Raw genomic sequence first — 16015 nt, 5'->3', positions numbered from 1 at the left:
AAGTGGAGAAGTGTCCTCTACTTAGTTTGTTAAGCTGGACGAATGGCTCGGGACCTTGCTCCCGCCGCACCGGCGCGGCCGCTGCGGCGCGACGCTGAACTCAATCGGCAGCGCATCATCGCGGCGGCGCGCGATGTCTTCGGCGAGCGCGGGCTCGAAGCGACACTCGACGACGTCGCGCATCACGCCGGTGTCGGCGTCGGCACCGTCTATCGGCGCTTCCCCAGCAAGGAACACCTGGTCGAGGCGATGTTCGTCGACCAGTTCGAGACGATCCGCGAGTTCGCCGAAGAGGCGCTTCGCGCCGAAGACCCTTGGGAAGGCTTCACGGGCTTCACTTGGCGCGCGGCCGAACTGCACGCCGGTGACCGCGGGTTACGTGAGGTCATGTTGTCGAACGTCTTCGGCCACGAGCGCGTCGCCGAGGCGAAAGCACGCATGGTGCCGTTGATCACACAGCTCGTCGAGCGGGCCCAGTCGGCGGGCGTCCTCCGCTCGGACGTCGTGCCGACGGACATGCCGCTGCTGCACCAGATGATCGGCTCGGTCATCGAGTTCACGCACGGTATCCAGCCGGACCTGTGGCGCCGGTGCCTCGCGCTGCTGCTGGACGGCCTGCGCGCCGAACCCGGCCGCGCCACCCCGCTGCCGCATCCGCCGTTGGACTTCGAGGCGCTGGACGAGGCGATGTGCTCCTTCCGCCTGCCCAAGCTGCGCTGACCCCGGTCGCAACCAGCCACCCACTTGCGATCCCACCCGCCCCCGAACGGCGATCTCGCGTGCTTGGAAAGCGAACTCGCGTGATTAGACGGCGAACTCACGTGTCCAGACGGCGATCTCACGTGTCCAGACGGCGATCTCGCGTGATTAGACGGCGATCTCGCGTGTGTTCGGCGTCCAGTCAGGGGAGCACTGAGCGAGGCCACGCAAGTAGTCCTCTAGTTGCGGTAGTTGCGCGTGCAAGTACCGCAACTAGAGGACGAAACGCGGTCAGGGGAGCTTCGGGAACACCGCCACGGCGACTTCACGGGCCGCGGCGCAGGTGGCGTCCTCCGGCGCACCGTCGACACCGACCACCGAGAGCAGCGCCTGCTCGACCCGTTCCGGCGTGCCCGGGATCGGCCGGTGCGTGGTCACCTGGCAGAACGCGCCCGACGTGGTGACCTGGACCTGCCGTCCGCCCAGCGCCTCCGTCGCGCCCGGCGTGGTGTCCGCCCCGACCGACAGCGAGACGCTGACCTTGCCGCGGATGCAGTTGTGCCCGGACAGCGCCGGGGCCGGTTTGGTCTCCGCCCCGGCGGTGGCGTCGAGTTCGTGCTGGTCGAGCAGGGCGCAGGGAGCGACCCTGCCCCATGACCGCTGGTCGAGGTTCAGCCTGCCGACCTTCTGCGCGGTGATCACCCCCGCCGCGCTGCCGACCGTCGCGTCGGCGATCCGGCACCGATCGGCCTGGTCGGACGGGTCGTCGTTGTCGGAGGTGACGACGATGGACAGCCGGATCCCGTCGGCGAAGGTCAGCAGCCGCGTGCAGGTGGTGTCCTCGTTGAACGTCGACTGCTGGACGCTGACGCCCTCCGGCAGCGATCCGCCGAATTCGTAGGGCTGGTTGTTCGGATCCTGCCCGGAAGTGATCGGGCCGGTGGTCACGGTGTAGCGATTGGCGCCCTGGACGAATTCAAGACGGCAGAACTCGAAAGAGGACAAGGCCGGTTTGACCGCGTTTCCCCCGCCGATCACCTTCGCCTGGTCGACCAGGCTGCAGTAATCGAGCGACGAGTAGTCCCCGAGCGCTTCGGCGGCGGTCAGGGCCTCATCACGAGCCGTGGCCGGCGACGGCGTCACCGCCGGTTCCGGGGTGGCACAGGCCGCGGCCAGGAACAGGCCGCAGAGGACCGCGATCAGTCTCTTCGAAGGCACCGGAGCAGTATCGTCAAAAGAACCAGGAACACCACCCCTACGGGCGAAGAACACAGGGACTTCGACGTTTTTCCAGGTGGGTGCTTTACCGCGATTTCACGCCCTTAGGGGTGCGTTTCGTCCCGCGGTGGGATGCGGCGGCGGCGCCGCGCGACGAGAATGGGTTTCACACACAGCGACGACCGAGAGGGAAGAACCCGTGACCAACCCCGTAGCCGCCCGCCTCACCCGACCGCGACAGGGCCGCATGATCGGCGGCGTCTGCGCCGGTCTCGCCAAACGGTTCGGCACCACGCCGGGCAAGGTCCGCCTGCTCGCCGTGCTCTCCTGCCTGCTGCCGGGCCCGCAGTTCATCGTCTACCTCGTGCTGTGGCTCGCCCTGCCCGAGAGCGAGTACTGATCCCGGGCAGGACGAACCGCAATCAAGCCCTCCGTTGAGGGGGCGGCGGGGACATGGGTGGCTAGTCCGTGTAGGTCAGGTTCTTGCCACTGGCCCCGTCGAACAGCTTGATCTTGTCCGCGTCGAACCACAGCTCGACGTCCTGGTTCTCCGCCGCCGCGGACGCCGCCGAGAGGCGGGCCACGATCTGCGACTCGGAGCCGGGAACGTCCGAGGAGCCGCTGTCGGCGGCGAGATCCGCGAGGTCGGACGACGACGCGGCCTCACCCTCGACCGAGAAGTGCGCGAACTTCTCCGAACCCATCGACTCGAGGACGTCCACGTGGGCGGTGAACGCCGCGCCCTCGCCGGCGGACGCGTCCACCAGTGCGGCGTCCTCGAAGTGCTCCGGCCGGATACCGACGATGACCTCGCGTGGCGCGTCGGCGGCCTCGACCAGCCGCCGGACCCGGTCGGTGAGCGGGATCTCGCCCAGCGCGCTGCGCGCGACGCCGTTTTCCAGCGTCGCCGGGACGAAGTTCATCGACGGGCTGCCGATGAACCCGGCCACGAACAGGTTCGCCGGGTTGTCGTAGAGGAACTGCGGCGACCCGATCTGCTGCACGTGGCCCGCCCGGAGCACGACGACCCGGTCGCCGAGGGTCATCGCCTCGGTCTGGTCGTGCGTGACGTAGAGCGTCGTCGTGCCCAGCTGCTTCTGGATCTTCGACACCGAGGTGCGCATCTGGCCGCGCAGCTTCGCGTCCAGATTGGACAGTGGCTCGTCCATCAGGAACGCCTTGGGATCACGGACGATCGCGCGCCCCATCGCGACCCGCTGACGCTGCCCGCCGGAGAGGTTCGCCGGTTTGCGGTCGAGGTGTCCTGTCAGGTCGAGGATCTTCGCGGCCTCTTCGACCTTCGCGCGCACGGTCTTGTCGTCGACCTTGGCCAGCCGCAACGGGAACGCCATGTTCTCCCGCACGCTCATGTGCGGGTACAGGGCGTAGGACTGGAACACCATCGCGATGTCGCGGTCCTTCGGCGCCTTTTCGTTGACACGCTTGCCGTCGATGCGCAGTTCGCCGGAGGAGATGTCCTCCAGGCCGGCGACCATGTTCAGCGTCGTGGACTTGCCGCAGCCGGACGGGCCGACCAGGATGATGAACTCACCGTCGGCGATCGTGATGTCCACTTCGGACACCGCGAGGGCACCGTCGGGGTACTTCTTGGACACCTTCTCTAGAACAATTTCAGCCATGGGTCAGCCCTTCACCGCACCGGACGTCAGCCCCGCCACGATGCGACGCTGGAAGAACAACACGAACAGGATGATCGGGACGGTGATCACCACGGCGGCCGCGGAGATCGTCCCGGTGGGGTCTTCGAACTGCGAGGACCCGGTGAAGAACGACAAGGCCGCCGGGACCGTCCGTGAGGCCTCGGTCGAGGTCAGCGAGATCGCGAACAGGAAGTCGTTCCAGCAGAAGATGAACACCAGGATCGCGGTGGTGAACACCCCTGGCGCGGCCAGTGGCGCGATCACCTTCCGGAACGCCTGTGCCGGGGTCGCGCCGTCCATCTTCGCCGCTTTTTCCAGCTCCCACGGGATTTCGCGGAAGAACGCGGAAAGCGTGTAGATCGACAGCGGCAACGCGAACGTGATGTAGGGCAGGATCAGCCCCGGCCAGGTGTCGAACAACCCCAGCTCACGTTCGATGTTGAACAACGGCGTCACCAGCGACACCTGCGGGAACATCGCGATCAGCAGCGACATCCCGACCAGCAGCTGCTTGCCGGGGAAGTCCAGCCGCGCGATCGCGTACGCCGCCATCGTGCCGAGGACGACCGCGATCACCGTCGCGATGATCGCGATCCCGATCGAGTTCACCAGTGCCCGGATGAACTCCGTGGTCTCGAAGATGTCCGCGTAGTTCTGCCAGGTCCATTCCTGCGGGATGAAGTACCCGTCGTCCAGGGTTTCCTTGGTCTTGAACGAAAGGGACACCACCCACAGCACCGGGAACAACGCGAACACCAGGACGAGGAGGTCCACCACGCCCCATTTGACTTTGCGGCCGGGCGTGACCGCTCCACCGATGGCCATCAGCGCTTACCCCCACTGTCGCTACCGGGTGCGGCCGTGCCGAACACCTTGATGAAGATGAACGCGATGATCGCCACCGTGATGAAGATCAGCACCGCCATCGTCGACCCGATCCCGAGGTTCAACCCCTTGACCAGGTTGTTGTAGGTCTGCATCGACACCGACGACGTGTCCTGCGCGCCGTTGGTGAGCACGAAGATGTTGTCGAAGATGCGGAACGCGTCCAAAGTGCGGAACAGCAGCGCCACCAGGATCGCCGGCTTCATCACCGGCAGCATCACCTTGGTGAACCGCTGCCACGCGGTCGCGCCGTCCATCGACGCGGCCTTGAGCAGGTCATCCGGCACCAGCGCCAGCCCCGCCATCAGCAGCAGCGCCATGAACGGCGTCGTCTTCCACACCTCGGCCAGCACGATGATCGCCAGCGAAGGCCAGTATTCGGTCAGCGGCGCGGTGTCGGGGAAGAACAGATTGGCCAGATACCCGGTGTCCGGTGTCCAGGCGTAGTACCAGGAGAACGCCGCGACCACCGTCACGATGCCGTACGGGATCAGGGCGACCGTCCGCACGAGGCCCCGTCCGACGAGCGTCCGGTGCATGATCAGCGCCAGGCCCATGCCGAGGACGAACTCGATCACCACCGAAACGATGGTCAAGCCCATCGTCGTCCCGAACGCCGTCCACCAATAGCCGTTGGACAGGACCGCGACGTAGTTGTCGAGACCGACGAATTCCTGCTGCGCGGGGAACCGGAGGTCGTAACGCTGCAGGGACAGCCAGATCGAGTAGATGATCGGATAGCCGGTGACGGCGATCATCACGAACGCCGCCGGGGCGCACAGCCAGAGCCCGAGTCTGCGCTCGGCCTTCTTTCCTTCGCTGAGAACGGGTTTCGCCTTCTTGCCCCGCTCGCTCTTGGTCGCCGAACCGGCGGTTTCCTGCACGGTCACGGGATCACTCCCTTCGACTGGAGCGCGTCGGCGAGCTGCTCCCGCAGCTTGTCCGCCGTCTTCTGCGGATCGATGGCAGAAGGCGGGGAAAGCACCTTCGACAACACGGTCGAAGCGTTCTGGTACGCCGGGGTCAGCGGGCGCACCGCGGCGTCCTTGAGCGCGTCCAGGATCGTCTCCCGCATCGGGTACTTCGTGTCCATGCTCGGGTTGTCATCGCCGACGGCGGCCGTCGGATCGAGCGGGACCGTGTCGGTGTAGAGCGATTCGAGCGTCGGCGGGACACCGTCCTTGAGCGCGGAGAACTTCTGGTTCTTCTCGTTGCGCAGGCACAGCGCGACCTCGTAGGCCTCGGCCTTGTGCTTCGACGTCGAGCTGACCGCCAGGTTGTAGCCACCGATCGTGGTCTTGGCGGGCTTCCCCGCTTCGAACTCCGGATAGGTGGTCCACTTGAGATGCTGGAGTTCGTCCTTCTTCTCCTTGGCGTAGGAGGCGTAGACGAACGGCCAGTTCAGTTCGAAGGCGGCGTTGCCGCGCTGGAAGGACTGGCGGACCTCGTCCTCCTTCGAGTTGGTCAGCGACGGGTCGGTGATCCCGGCCGTGGTGACCTTCTTGAGCATCTCCAGCGCCTTGATCGCGCCCGCGTCCATCACGACCGATTTACCGTCGTCAGAAAGGATCTTGCCGCCCGCCGACTCGACGAGCGTGTTGTAGATGACGACGAGGCCCTCGTACTGCGCGCCGGTGAACACGACGTTCGCCGGTTTGCCCTGCGCCTTGAGCGCCTGGGCCTGCTGGATCATCTCGTCCCAGGTCTTCGGCGGCGTCGGCGTCAGCCTGTCGTCGTACCAGAGCAGCTGGACGTTGGTGTTCTTGGTCGCCGCGTAGAGCTTTCCGTTCCACATCGCGGTTTCGAGCGGCCCCGGCAGGACACCGGCGGTCGCTTCGGCCTTCGCTTCACCGGTCCATTCGTCGGCCCAGCCCGCCTCGGCGAACTCGGAAACCCACGTGACGTCCAGCCCCAGTACGTCGAGTGAATCGTCCCCGGCGGCCAACCGGCGCACCATCTGTTCCCGCTGGCCGTCGGCCGGACGCGGGAGCTTGTTGTAGACGACCTCGTACCGCCCGCCCGAGGCCTTGGTGCATTCGTCCACAACGGACTGGAAATTGTCTTCGGGCGCGTAGTAGACGTTGATCTTGAGTCCGGCATCCGGTCCGCAGCCCGCCAGCAGGCCGACCGTCAGCGCTGTCGCGCCGAATAGCGAGCCGGTGCGGCCTGGTGAGCGGCCCCTCCGGCTCGCGCTCATCCTCTTCCCCATGAGGCCTCCTCACCCGCGCACACCCGGGATGTGGCGGCGCTAGAACGCGTTGAAGAAGCCGCGCGCCAGCACCCCGACGTGCTAGTGCTCGGGCGGGCACGCTGGAGTACGCGACCGCCCGACTGGTGTTGTGCAACCTATTCCGGGCGATCTACGCCCGCAAGCAGTATCGGTAACGATTCAGCGGATCGCACGACGAACAGGTGAACCAGTACCGCCGAATGTCAGTGGTCCGGTCCCGGCGTCACCCGGGCGAGCGCATCGCGAGCTGGGCGAGGAGCTCACGGCCCTGCTCGGCCGAACGCGGCTGGCAGAGCACGTCGTAGCGACCGGCGACCAGCTGACTCGCGGAGGAGAAGTCGCGGCGGGACATGCTGTAACTGATCGCCGCGAAGACCGTCCACGCCAGAACGCCGAGGACGAGCCCGCCGATCATGGGCTGCCACGCGAAGCCCTGGTTGTTGAACATCCCCAGCAACAGGCCGATGATCAGGCCGAACCAGGCGCCCGACACGGCGCCGGTGCCCAGCACGCGGCCCCAGCTCAACCGGCCGACGACGCGTTCGACGAGCATCAGGTCGACGCCGACGATCGTCACGTCGGCGACCCCGAACTCCTTCTCCGCGAGGAAGCCGACGGCGTGCTGCGCTTCGCCGTACGTCGCGTAGGAACCGATCGGCCAGCCGGAAGGCGGTGTCGGCAGCCGTGGCAGTCCGCCTGCGGCACGTCCGCCTCCGCCGAAGGGAGCACTCACGTAATCACCTCTCGCCCGTCCCGGTCCATCTTCTCAAGGACGGGCGAAAGGCGCGAACGTGAGCTGGAAGGCGCCTTCAGGAGCGGGACTTGTACTCGCGGAGCAGGCCGCGGCTGATGATGGTTTTCTGGATCTCGCTGGTGCCCTCACCGATGAGCAAGAACGGCGCCTCGCGCATCAGGCGCTCGATCTCGTACTCCTTCGAGTAGCCGTAGCCGCCGTGGATGCGGAACGAGTCCTGGGTGACCTCGGCGCAGTACTCGCTCGCGATCAGCTTCGCCATCCCGGCCTCGACGTCGTTGCGCTCGCCGGAATCCTTGAGGCGGGCGGCGTTGACCATCATCAGATGCGCGGCCTCGACCTTGGTGGCCATCTCGGCGAGTTTGAACGCCACCGCCTGGTGCTCGGCGATCGCCTTGCCGAAGGTCTTGCGCTGCTGGGCGTATTCCACGGCCAGTTCGAACGCGCGGATCGCGATACCGCAGGCCCGCGCGGCGACGTTGACGCGGCCGACCTCGACACCGTCCATCATGTACGCGAAGCCCTTGCCCGGCGCCTCGCCGAGGACCTTGTCAGCACCGATCTCGTAGCCGTCGAAAACGGCTTCGGTGGTGTCGACGCCCTTGTAACCCATCTTGTCGATCTTGCCGGGGATGGTGAGGCCGGGGGCGACCTCACCGAAGCCCTCGGGCTTCTCGACCAGGAACGTGGTCAGGTTCTGGTGAGCCTTCTCGGCGCCCTCGTCGGTCTTGACGAGCAGCGCGATCAGGTTGGAGCTGCCGCCGTTGGTGAGCCACATCTTCGAGCCGTCGACGACGTAACCGTCGTCGGTCTTGCGGGCGCGGGTCTTGATCGCGGCGACGTCGGAACCGAGGTCCGGCTCGGACATCGAGAACGAACCGCGGACCTCACCGGTCGCCATCCGCGGCAGGAAGTGCTGCTTCTGCTCCGGCGTGCCGTGACGGGAGATCATGTGCGCCACGATGAAGTGCGTGTTGATGACGCCGGACACGCTCATCCAGCCGCGCGCGATCTCCTCGACCACGAGCGCGTAGGTCAGCAGTGATTCGCCGAGGCCGCCGTACTCCTCCGGGATGGTGAGCCCGAACAGGCCCATCTCCTTCATCCCCTCGACGATGTCGGTGGGATAGGTGTCGGAGTGCTCGAGTTCCTGCGCGCGCGGGATGACCTCCTTGTCCACGAACTGGCGGACCGTTGCCAGGATTTCGGACTGCACGTCGGTCAAGCCGGCGGTCTGGGCGAGGCGAGCCATCGCTGCTCCCTAAATTCGCGCGCACCGGGCTCCCGGCGCTGGGTTACCGGTGAGTATGACGCTTGACCGGGGACCTCGCTATGAGCGCAGTCACGCGTACGCCATCCGTGACCGTGGCGCTACAGTGACAGCCGATCACAGTCCGAGGGGGACGAACGTGGCTCAGCAGCCCTTTGGCGGATTCCCGCCGCCTCAGCAGTACGGCTTCCCGAACCAGGCACAGAGCAAGGACTCCGGCCTGGCGATCGCCGCCCTGATCTTTTCACTCTTCGGGCTGATCGGACTGGTGTCCGTGATCCCGGGGATCGTGATGGGCCACGTCGCCTTCGCGAAAGCCCGGCGTGGCGAAGCCGGCGGCAAGGGTATGGCGCTGGCCGCTTTCATCGTCGGCTATCTGATGATCGTCCTCTACGCCATCGCGATTCCGGTCGCCCTGAACATCGCCGCGAAACACGGGGCTTTCCGCTAGCGATACCGTCCTGTGCCGACGAGGGGACCCTCATGACGAATCCGCACGATCCGTACGGGCGACAGCAGCGGCCTTCCGGGCAGTTCGAACAGTCCTACGGTCTCCAGCCGTACCAGCCTCCGCAGCAGTTCTACCTCCAGCAGACCTACGTGCAGCCGCCGGACCAGGGGATGGCAGTGGCGTCGCTGGTGTGCTCGCTGCTCGGGCTGATCATGTGCTTCCCGGCGATACTGGGGATCATCTTCGGGCACATCGCGCTCTCGAAGGCCAAGCGCGGCGAAGCGGGCGGCAAGGGCATGGCGCAGGCCGGGATGATCGTCGGGTACGTCGTCACCGGGCTGTGGCTGATCCCGGTCATCCTGTGGTTCGTGGTGGTGGTGTTCGCGATCGGTGCCGCGGGCGTCTCGTGACCCGTCCCCGGATACGGTGGGGTCCCGCACGAACCAGGGGGTCAACCGGATGAGCAGTTCCGACCCGCAGGACACGCCGTCCTACACCGACTCGAACACCTTTTCCGACCCGACGTCCGCGTCCTCGTCCGAAACGGTGGCGAGCCCGTCACCGGCGGAACCGCAGCAGTTCCAGCCTCCCGAGCCCTTCACGCCGCCACCGCCTTTCCAGCCGCCAGCACCTTTCGAACCTCCTGGTGCCGCTTCGGCTCCCGCTCCCGTTCCCGCTCCCGTGGAGCCGTACGCGCAGGCCATCGACCCGCTGACCGCCGAGCCCGTCCCGCAGCCCGAGTCCACCTTCTCGGCTCCGGCCCCTTCGGCCCTTCCGGTGTACCCGTCCGCGCCCATGCCGGTCGTGTACCCGCCGCAGCCGTACAACCCGTACGCGGCGGCGGCACCACAGCGTCCGCAGGACAACGGGATGGCGATCGCCGGACTGGTGTGCTCGCTCGTCGGGATCTGCTCGTGCGTGACCGTGATCGTCGGGCTGATCCTGGGGCACATCGGGCTGGCCAAGGCGAACCGCGGTGAGGCAGGCGGCCGCGGCATGGCGCTCGCGGCGGTGATCATCGGCTACATCGTGCTCGCGCTGTACGTCGGTTTCTTCGGGACGTTGATCATTCTGGGTGTCAACGGCGAACTGGATTAGCGGGTCTCGGCCCGGGTTGTGGTGCGAGAGGCGAAGGCCCTTTCCCACTCTTGGTTCTCTTGAGGGGCAAGTCAAAAGTGGCGTGGTTGCGCTCTCGCCCACGTGCCGCTTCGGGTGTCGCGAAAGCCACTTTCAGGACACCAGACGTCCGGAAAGTGGCTTTCGCGACGCCGTCGCGCCGCCCGGATCGCCACTCATGGGCCCTGGTTCGCCTGGGCGGGCTCGAGGTCGGCCGTGTCAGAATGCCCGGACCGGTCAGCGAGAATGCTGCCGTCAGTGACGAATGCCCCAGTGTCGCCTCTGCTGCAAGCGCCTTCACGCCTCAGGAACGCGGCTCCGCGTCGTCGGGCTCCCGTGGCGACGGCGCGACCTGGCCGTCGGCCTCCGAAACCGCAGGAGCGAGCGGAGCCTCCCTCTTCGGCGTGTTCGCGTCGAGGAAGCGCAGCAGTTCCACCGGGAACGGCAGGACCAGCGTCGAGTTCTTCTCCGCCGAGACCTGCACGACGGTCTCCAGTAGCCGCAACTGCATCGCCGCCGGGGTGTCGGCCATGGTCGCGGCCGCCTGCGAAAGCTTGTACGACGCCTGCAGTTCACCGTCGGCCGAGATGACCCGCGCGCGCCGCTCGCGTTCGGCTTCGGCTTGGCGTGACATCGAGCGTTTCATCGATTCCGGCAGCGCGACGTCCTTGATCTCGACGCGGTCGATGTGGATGCCCCAGTCCAGCGCCGGGCTGTCGATCATCAGCTCCAGGCCCTCGTTGAGCCGTTCACGGTTGGACAGCAGATCGTCCAGCTCGCTCTTGCCGATGATGGACCGCAGCGACGTCTGCGCGACCTGGCCGACGGCCGAGCGGTAGTCCTGCACGTTCACCGCGGCCAATACCGGGTCGACCACCTTGAAGTACACGACCGCGTCGACCCGCACGCTGACGTTGTCGCGGGTGATGCCGTCCTGCGCGGGGATCGGCATCGTGATGATCTGCATGTTGACCTTCTGCAGCCTGTCCGCGAACGGGACCAGCAGCGCGAGACCGGGCTCCCGGATCGTCGCGCGCACCCGGCCGAACCGGTAGACGAGGCCGCGTTCGTACTGTTTCACCACCCGAAGGCCGGTCGCGAGCCAAGCGCCGCCCGCGACGGCGATCGTACCGAGAATCTCCACCACCATGGCTACTCCCCGGGGTTGTGTTCTCCCTGCTCACGGTACGCCTGGCTGGTCACGGGCGAAACACGGTGGACAGCCCTGCCAAGGTGGGTCCGTGACCGGTTTCAAGATCCCGCCCAAGTTCCTCGACCGCGCCGCGGGCCTCGGCCCCGGAGCCGCCGAGTGGCTCGACTCCCTCCCGTTCCTCGCCGAGAAGTACACGGCCAAGTGGGATCTCGAACTCGACGGCGAGGCCATGCACGGCTTCGTCGGCGTCGCCCAGCCCGTTCGCCGCGCGGACGGCTCCCCCGCGATCCTCAAACTCGGCTGGCCGCACGAGGAATCCGACGACGAACCCTTGGCACTGTCCACTTGGGCCGGTCAGGGAGCGGTGCTGATGTACGACAACGTGCCCGAGGACGGCGTGCTGCTCCTGGAGCGGCTCGACTCCACACGATCGCTCGAAACCGAGCCGATCCAGGAAGCCGTCGAGACCGTCGGCGCCCTGGCGCGACGGCTGGCCGTCCCTGCTCCCGAAGCGCTGCAACGTTCTCTTCGTGAGGAAGCCGAGGAGCTGGTCACCGAACTTCCGAAGACGTGGAGCGCACTCGGCGAACCGTTCGACCGCGAGTACATCGACGCGGCGGTCGAGATCTGCGTGCGGCTCGGGCCCACGGCGGGCGAGCTGATGGTGAACGAGGATCTGCACTTCGAGAACGTCCTCGCCGGGGAACGCGAACCGTGGCTGGTGATCGATCCGAAGCCGCTCGCGGGCGATCTCGAGTTCGGCGCGATCTCGATCCTCTGGAACCGCGCGGCCGAGTCCACAATGGACGAAAAGATCGCGTGGTTCACCACCGCCGCCGGAGTGGACGTCGAGCGCACGCGTGCGTGGACGCTCGTGCGCGCGGTGGAGAACTGGATCTGGCTCCACGAAGACCTCGCCGAGGGTGCCGAACCCGCGACCCTCGCCGAAGATCCCGCCTACGCCGCCGTCCCGGAGATCGCCGCCTGGGCATTGCGGTGATCACACGAATCGTCTCCCGGCCCGGGAGCCGATAACCTTCGGGCATGGCCTCCGTGAACAGGGTATTCGCAGCTCAGTTGGCCGGTTTGCCGGTTTTCGGACCCGACGGCGAATCGATCGGCAAGGTGCGGGACCTGGTGGCGGGTCTCCGGCTCGACCAGCAACCACCGCGGATCCTGGGCATCGTCGTCGAGCTGACGACGCGGCGCCGCGTGTTCGTGCCGATGTTGCGGGTGACCTCGATCGAGCCCACCGCCATCACGCTCGCCACCGGTTCGGTCAACATGCGGCGGTTCCATCAGCGGCCCAACGAGGTGCTGGTGGTCGGGCAGCTGTTCGACGCGTACGCCACGCTCGCGGGCTCGGACACCCGGGTCACGGTGGTCGACGCCGCGATGGAACCGACGCGGACCCGGGACTGGGTGCTCGCGAAACTCGCGATCCGCGAGCGGTCGAGCAGGCTCGGCCTCGGCAGGCGGCGCGCGCCGATGCAGGTGCTGCCGTGGTCGGAGGTGTCCGGGCTCGGGCTCACCGACCTGACCGGCCAGACCCAGGGCGCGGCGCAGCTGCTGATGCTGTTCGACACCATGCGCCCGGCGGACGTCGCCGCCACGGTCCGGGACCTGCCGCTGAAACGGCGGCACGAGGTCGCCGACGCGATGGACGACGAGCATCTCGCCGACGTCATCGAGGAGCTTCCCGAGGACGACCAGAAGGAATTGCTGTCCTACCTCGCCGAGGAACGGGCCGCCGACATCCTCGAGGCGATGAACCCCGACGACGCCGCCGACCTGCTGGCCGAACTGGCGCCCGCCGAACAGAACCGGTTCCTGGAGCTGATGGAACCCGAGGAGTCGGCGCCGGTGAAGCGGCTGCTGAAGTACTCCTCGGACACCGCGGGCGGGTTGATGACGCCCGAACCGGTGGTGCTGACGCCGGACGCGACGGTCGCGGAGGCGCTCGCGCACATCCGCAACGCCGACCTGCCGGTGGCGCTGGCGAGCATGGTGTACGTCTGCCGCCCGCCGACGGAGACGCCGACGGGGCGCTTCGTCGGTGTCGTCCACTTCCAGCGCCTGCTGCGCGAGCCGCCCGCGGAAATGGTCGCGAGTGCCGTGGACTCCCAGTTGCCCGCGCTACGGCCGGACGCCACCTTGTCCGAGGTCACCCGCTACTTCGCCGCCTACAACCTCACCTGCGGGCCGGTGGTGGACGCCGAGGACCATCTGCTCGGCGCGGTCACCGTCGACGACGTGCTCGACCACCTGCTCCCGGAGGACTGGCGCGAGACCGGGCTGCACGACATCACCGGCGAGGTCACCGAAGAAGAAAGCGAGGAGGCCGAACGTGCCTGAACTGACGCCCGGGCGACGGCTCGACCAGCCCCGCGGCCAAGGCCGGTTCAAGCTGAACCTGGATCCGGACACCTTCGGCAGGCTCACCGAACGGGTCGCGCGGTTCCTCGGCACCGGCAAGTACCTCTTCTGGCAGACACTGACCGTCATCGTCTGGATCGTGCTGAACCTGGTGGCGGTCTCGCTGCGCTGGGACCCGTATCCGTTCATCCTGCTCAACCTGGCGTTCTCGACGCAGGCCGCGTACGCCGCGCCGCTCATCCTGCTGGCGCAGAACCGCCAGGACGACCGTGACCGCGTCTCGCTGGAGGAAGACCGGAACCGGGCCGAGCAGACCAAGGCGGACACCGAATACCTCGCGCGGGAGCTGGCGTCACTGCGGATCGCGGTCGGCGAGGTCGCCACCCGTGACTTCCTCCGCGGCGAACTCGACCGCCTCCGTGAGGATCTTGATGCCAAGCCGCGCAAGGGCAAACCCGACCGCACGGCTACCGGTACGTAACATGGACGTGTGACCAGTACGCAGCAACTCCCCAGCGTCGACGACGTCCGCACCGCGCTGAAGGCCGTGTACGACCCGGAGATCAAGAAACCGATCACCGACCTCGGCATGGTCAAGGGCGTGGAGGTGGGCTCGGACGGTGTGGTCACCGTCGGGATCTACCTGACGGTCGCCGGCTGCCCGTTGAAGGCGACGCTGACCAAGGACACCACCGACGCCGTCGCGAAGCTCCCCGGCGTCAACGACGTCCGGGTCGAACTCGACGTGATGAACGACGAGCAACGCACGGAACTGCGAAAATCGCTGCGCGGCGACGCCGCGGAACCGGTGATCCCGTTCGCGCAGCCGGGCTCGCTGACGCGGGTCTACTGCGTCGCGTCCGGCAAGGGCGGGGTCGGCAAGTCCTCGGTGACGGTGAACCTCGCGGCCGCGATGGCCGAACGCGGGCTTTCCGTCGGCGTGGTCGACGCGGACATCTACGGGCACTCGGTGCCGCGGATGCTCGGCGCGCGGGAGAAGCCGACCAAGGTCGACACCATGATCATGCCGCCGCAGGCGCACGGCGTGAAGGTCATCTCGATCGGCATGTTCACCCCTGGCAACGAGCCGGTCGTGTGGCGCGGGCCGATGCTGCACCGCGCGCTGCAGCAGTTCCTCGCCGACGTGTTCTGGGGCGACCTGGACATCCTGCTGCTGGACCTGCCGCCGGGCACCGGCGACATCGCGATCTCGGTGGCGCAGCTCATCCCGAACGCGGAGATCCTGGTCGTCACCACCCCGCAGCAGGCGGCCGCCGAGGTGGCCGAGCGCGCGGGTGCGATCGCGTTGCAGACGCGGCAGCGGGTCGCCGGGGTCATCGAGAACATGTCGTGGCTGGAGACGCCCGACGGCGCCCGGATGGAGATCTTCGGCTCCGGCGGCGGGCAGTCCGTGGCCGATTCGCTGTCGAAGTCGGTCGGGGCGACCGTGCCGCTGCTCGGGCAGATCCCGATGGACCCGCGCGTGGTCACCTTCGGCGACGCGGGCACGCCGATCGTGCTGGCGGAGCCGGACGCGCCGGCGTCGCTCGTGCTCAAGGAGGCGGCGACGAAGCTGACCGTCCGGGCACGCGGACTGGCCGGGATGATGCTGAACGTGACCCCCGCGGGCCGCTGACCTGCCTTTCGCAACCAGTCCTCTACTTGCGAGCCTCCCACCACGCAACTAGAGGACTGGTTGCGGTAGTTGCGCGCGCAAGGACCGCAACTAGAGGACGAAACGCGTGAGGGGTCAGGTGGCGTCGGGGTCGACAGGGGGGCGTTCGCCCGGCTTCAGGGGGTCGGGCTGCGCGGCGGTCGCGGGGTAGCCGTTGGGCTTCGAAGCACCGTTCGTGGCGCCGTTGGAGCCATTGGTGCCGTTGACGTCCTTGAGTCCCAGCGGATCCGAGTCACCGTCGAACAGGTGCTGGGTGACGACCCGCTTCGGGTCGAAGTTGCGCAAGCCTCGCAGGTCCTCCAGCGGCTTGCGCAGCTGATCGAACTCCGGGCCCATCTCTTCGCGCAGTTGCGTCTTGGCCCCGGTCGCGAATTCGCGGACCTTGCGGACGCTCTTCGCCATCCACGCCGCGGCTTCGGGGAGCCGCTCCGGACCGAGAATGAACAGCCCCGCGACGATGATGATGAGGATCTCGCCCCAGCCGACACTTTCGAACACCCGTGTGAACCTCCGCCTCGGCGTCTTCC

The 16015-nt window shown here is 67.3% G+C and carries 18 protein-coding genes; 9 read left to right on the top strand and 9 right to left on the bottom strand.

What is annotated here, in order from left to right:
- The first annotated feature begins 42 nt into the window (after positions 1–42).
- On the top strand, positions 43–720 hold the full coding sequence (locus tag BS329_RS23120; RefSeq protein ID WP_076163310.1) for a TetR/AcrR family transcriptional regulator: 678 nt from the start codon (positions 43–45) through the stop codon (positions 718–720).
- Between the two features lie 270 nt (positions 721–990).
- Here the strand turns inward: BS329_RS23120 and BS329_RS23115 are convergent, their stop codons facing one another.
- The gene (locus BS329_RS23115; RefSeq protein ID WP_076163309.1) at positions 991–1917 is read right to left on the bottom strand and encodes a hypothetical protein; all 927 of its coding nucleotides are present in this window, start codon (positions 1915–1917) and stop codon (positions 991–993) included.
- A gap of 199 nt (positions 1918–2116) precedes the next feature.
- On the opposite strand from BS329_RS23115, the gene BS329_RS23110 reads away from it, so the two are divergent.
- The gene (locus tag BS329_RS23110; RefSeq protein ID WP_034313416.1) at positions 2117–2317 is read left to right on the top strand and encodes a PspC domain-containing protein; all 201 of its coding nucleotides are present in this window, start codon (positions 2117–2119) and stop codon (positions 2315–2317) included.
- A 61-nt stretch (positions 2318–2378) separates the two neighbouring features.
- On the opposite strand, the gene BS329_RS23105 is transcribed toward BS329_RS23110, so the two are convergent.
- The 6 genes from BS329_RS23105 to BS329_RS23080 form a co-directional block, all read right to left on the bottom strand.
- Positions 2379–3557, bottom strand: a complete 1179-nt coding sequence (locus BS329_RS23105; RefSeq protein WP_076163308.1) for an ABC transporter ATP-binding protein — start codon at positions 3555–3557, stop codon at positions 2379–2381.
- A gap of 3 nt (positions 3558–3560) precedes the next feature.
- Positions 3561–4403 carry a carbohydrate ABC transporter permease gene (locus BS329_RS23100; protein WP_076163307.1) on the bottom strand — a complete coding sequence of 281 codons (843 nt, stop codon included), beginning with the start codon at positions 4401–4403 and terminating at the stop codon, positions 3561–3563.
- A complete protein-coding gene (locus BS329_RS23095; RefSeq protein ID WP_076163306.1) occupies positions 4403–5353 on the bottom strand; it encodes a carbohydrate ABC transporter permease in 951 nt (316 codons plus the stop codon). Before BS329_RS23095 ends, BS329_RS23100 begins: the two co-directional genes overlap by 1 nt.
- Positions 5350–6672 carry an ABC transporter substrate-binding protein gene (locus BS329_RS23090; protein ID WP_076163305.1) on the bottom strand — a complete coding sequence of 441 codons (1323 nt, stop codon included), beginning with the start codon at positions 6670–6672 and terminating at the stop codon, positions 5350–5352. Before BS329_RS23090 ends, BS329_RS23095 begins: the two co-directional genes overlap by 4 nt.
- 244 nt (positions 6673–6916) lie before the next feature.
- Entirely contained in the window at positions 6917–7426 is a 510-nt protein-coding gene (locus BS329_RS23085) for a YflT domain-containing protein (RefSeq protein ID WP_076163304.1), read from the bottom strand.
- A 76-nt stretch (positions 7427–7502) separates the two neighbouring features.
- Positions 7503–8699, bottom strand: coding sequence for an acyl-CoA dehydrogenase family protein (locus BS329_RS23080; protein ID WP_076163303.1), 1197 nt, complete (start codon positions 8697–8699; stop codon positions 7503–7505).
- Positions 8700–8856: 157 nt separating this feature from the next.
- On the opposite strand from BS329_RS23080, the gene BS329_RS23075 reads away from it, so the two are divergent.
- From BS329_RS23075 to BS329_RS45210, 3 genes are read left to right on the top strand one after another with little or no spacing between them, the layout of a single operon-like run.
- Positions 8857–9168 carry a DUF4190 domain-containing protein gene (locus BS329_RS23075; RefSeq protein ID WP_076163302.1) on the top strand — a complete coding sequence of 104 codons (312 nt, stop codon included), beginning with the start codon at positions 8857–8859 and terminating at the stop codon, positions 9166–9168.
- Between the two features lie 32 nt (positions 9169–9200).
- Complete coding sequence (locus BS329_RS23070; RefSeq protein WP_076163301.1) at positions 9201–9578, top strand: DUF4190 domain-containing protein; 378 nt, start codon at positions 9201–9203, stop codon at positions 9576–9578.
- A 49-nt stretch (positions 9579–9627) separates the two neighbouring features.
- Positions 9628–10266 (top strand): DUF4190 domain-containing protein, encoded by a 639-nt coding sequence (locus tag BS329_RS45210; RefSeq protein WP_076163300.1) that lies wholly within the window; start codon positions 9628–9630, stop codon positions 10264–10266.
- A 322-nt stretch (positions 10267–10588) separates the two neighbouring features.
- On the opposite strand, the gene BS329_RS23060 is transcribed toward BS329_RS45210, so the two are convergent.
- A complete protein-coding gene (locus BS329_RS23060; RefSeq protein WP_076163299.1) occupies positions 10589–11434 on the bottom strand; it encodes a slipin family protein in 846 nt (281 codons plus the stop codon).
- A gap of 91 nt (positions 11435–11525) precedes the next feature.
- Between BS329_RS23060 and BS329_RS23055 the strand changes: the two genes are divergently transcribed.
- From BS329_RS23055 to BS329_RS23040, 4 genes are read left to right on the top strand one after another with little or no spacing between them, the layout of a single operon-like run.
- Entirely contained in the window at positions 11526–12437 is a 912-nt protein-coding gene (locus BS329_RS23055) for an aminoglycoside phosphotransferase family protein (RefSeq protein ID WP_076163298.1), read from the top strand.
- Positions 12438–12481: 44 nt separating this feature from the next.
- Positions 12482–13792 carry a magnesium transporter MgtE N-terminal domain-containing protein gene (locus BS329_RS23050; protein WP_076163297.1) on the top strand — a complete coding sequence of 437 codons (1311 nt, stop codon included), beginning with the start codon at positions 12482–12484 and terminating at the stop codon, positions 13790–13792.
- Positions 13785–14294: a DUF1003 domain-containing protein gene (locus BS329_RS23045; protein ID WP_076163296.1), complete on the top strand. Its 510-nt coding sequence runs from the start codon at positions 13785–13787 to the stop codon at positions 14292–14294. Before BS329_RS23050 ends, BS329_RS23045 begins: the two co-directional genes overlap by 8 nt.
- A 9-nt stretch (positions 14295–14303) precedes the next feature.
- Positions 14304–15449, top strand: coding sequence for an Mrp/NBP35 family ATP-binding protein (locus BS329_RS23040; protein WP_076163295.1), 1146 nt, complete (start codon positions 14304–14306; stop codon positions 15447–15449).
- A 114-nt stretch (positions 15450–15563) separates the two neighbouring features.
- Here BS329_RS23040 and tatB read toward each other — a convergent pair whose 3' ends face one another.
- Complete coding sequence (gene tatB, locus BS329_RS23035) at positions 15564–15986, bottom strand: Sec-independent protein translocase protein TatB (RefSeq protein ID WP_076163294.1); 423 nt, start codon at positions 15984–15986, stop codon at positions 15564–15566.
- Positions 15987–16015 lie beyond the last annotated feature (29 nt).

Origin of the sequence: Amycolatopsis coloradensis (genome assembly GCF_001953865.1) — a bacterium.
In the GTDB taxonomy this organism is placed as follows: Bacteria; Actinomycetota; Actinomycetes; order Mycobacteriales; family Pseudonocardiaceae; genus Amycolatopsis; species Amycolatopsis coloradensis.
The sequence above is the reverse complement of the archived record's forward strand: the minus strand, read 5'-3'. Positions and strand labels throughout refer to the sequence as shown.

What these genes read in the sequence shown, in the direction of transcription:
- BS329_RS23120 (WP_076163310.1), top strand. Translation starts at nt 43, where the DNA reads ATGGCTCGGGACCTTGCTCCCGCCGCACCGGCGCGGCCGCTGCGGCGC.
- BS329_RS23105 (WP_076163308.1), bottom strand. Translation starts at nt 3,557, where the DNA reads ATGGCTGAAATTGTTCTAGAGAAGGTGTCCAAGAAGTACCCCGACGGT.
- BS329_RS23080 (WP_076163303.1), bottom strand. Translation starts at nt 8,699, where the DNA reads ATGGCTCGCCTCGCCCAGACCGCCGGCTTGACCGACGTGCAGTCCGAA.
- BS329_RS23090 (WP_076163305.1), bottom strand. Translation starts at nt 6,672, where the DNA reads ATGGGGAAGAGGATGAGCGCGAGCCGGAGGGGCCGCTCACCAGGCCGC.
- BS329_RS23060 (WP_076163299.1), bottom strand. Translation starts at nt 11,434, where the DNA reads ATGGTGGTGGAGATTCTCGGTACGATCGCCGTCGCGGGCGGCGCTTGG.
- BS329_RS23100 (WP_076163307.1), bottom strand. Translation starts at nt 4,403, where the DNA reads ATGGCCATCGGTGGAGCGGTCACGCCCGGCCGCAAAGTCAAATGGGGC.
- BS329_RS23050 (WP_076163297.1), top strand. Translation starts at nt 12,482, where the DNA reads ATGGCCTCCGTGAACAGGGTATTCGCAGCTCAGTTGGCCGGTTTGCCG.
- BS329_RS23070 (WP_076163301.1), top strand. Translation starts at nt 9,201, where the DNA reads ATGACGAATCCGCACGATCCGTACGGGCGACAGCAGCGGCCTTCCGGG.
- BS329_RS45210 (WP_076163300.1), top strand. Translation starts at nt 9,628, where the DNA reads ATGAGCAGTTCCGACCCGCAGGACACGCCGTCCTACACCGACTCGAAC.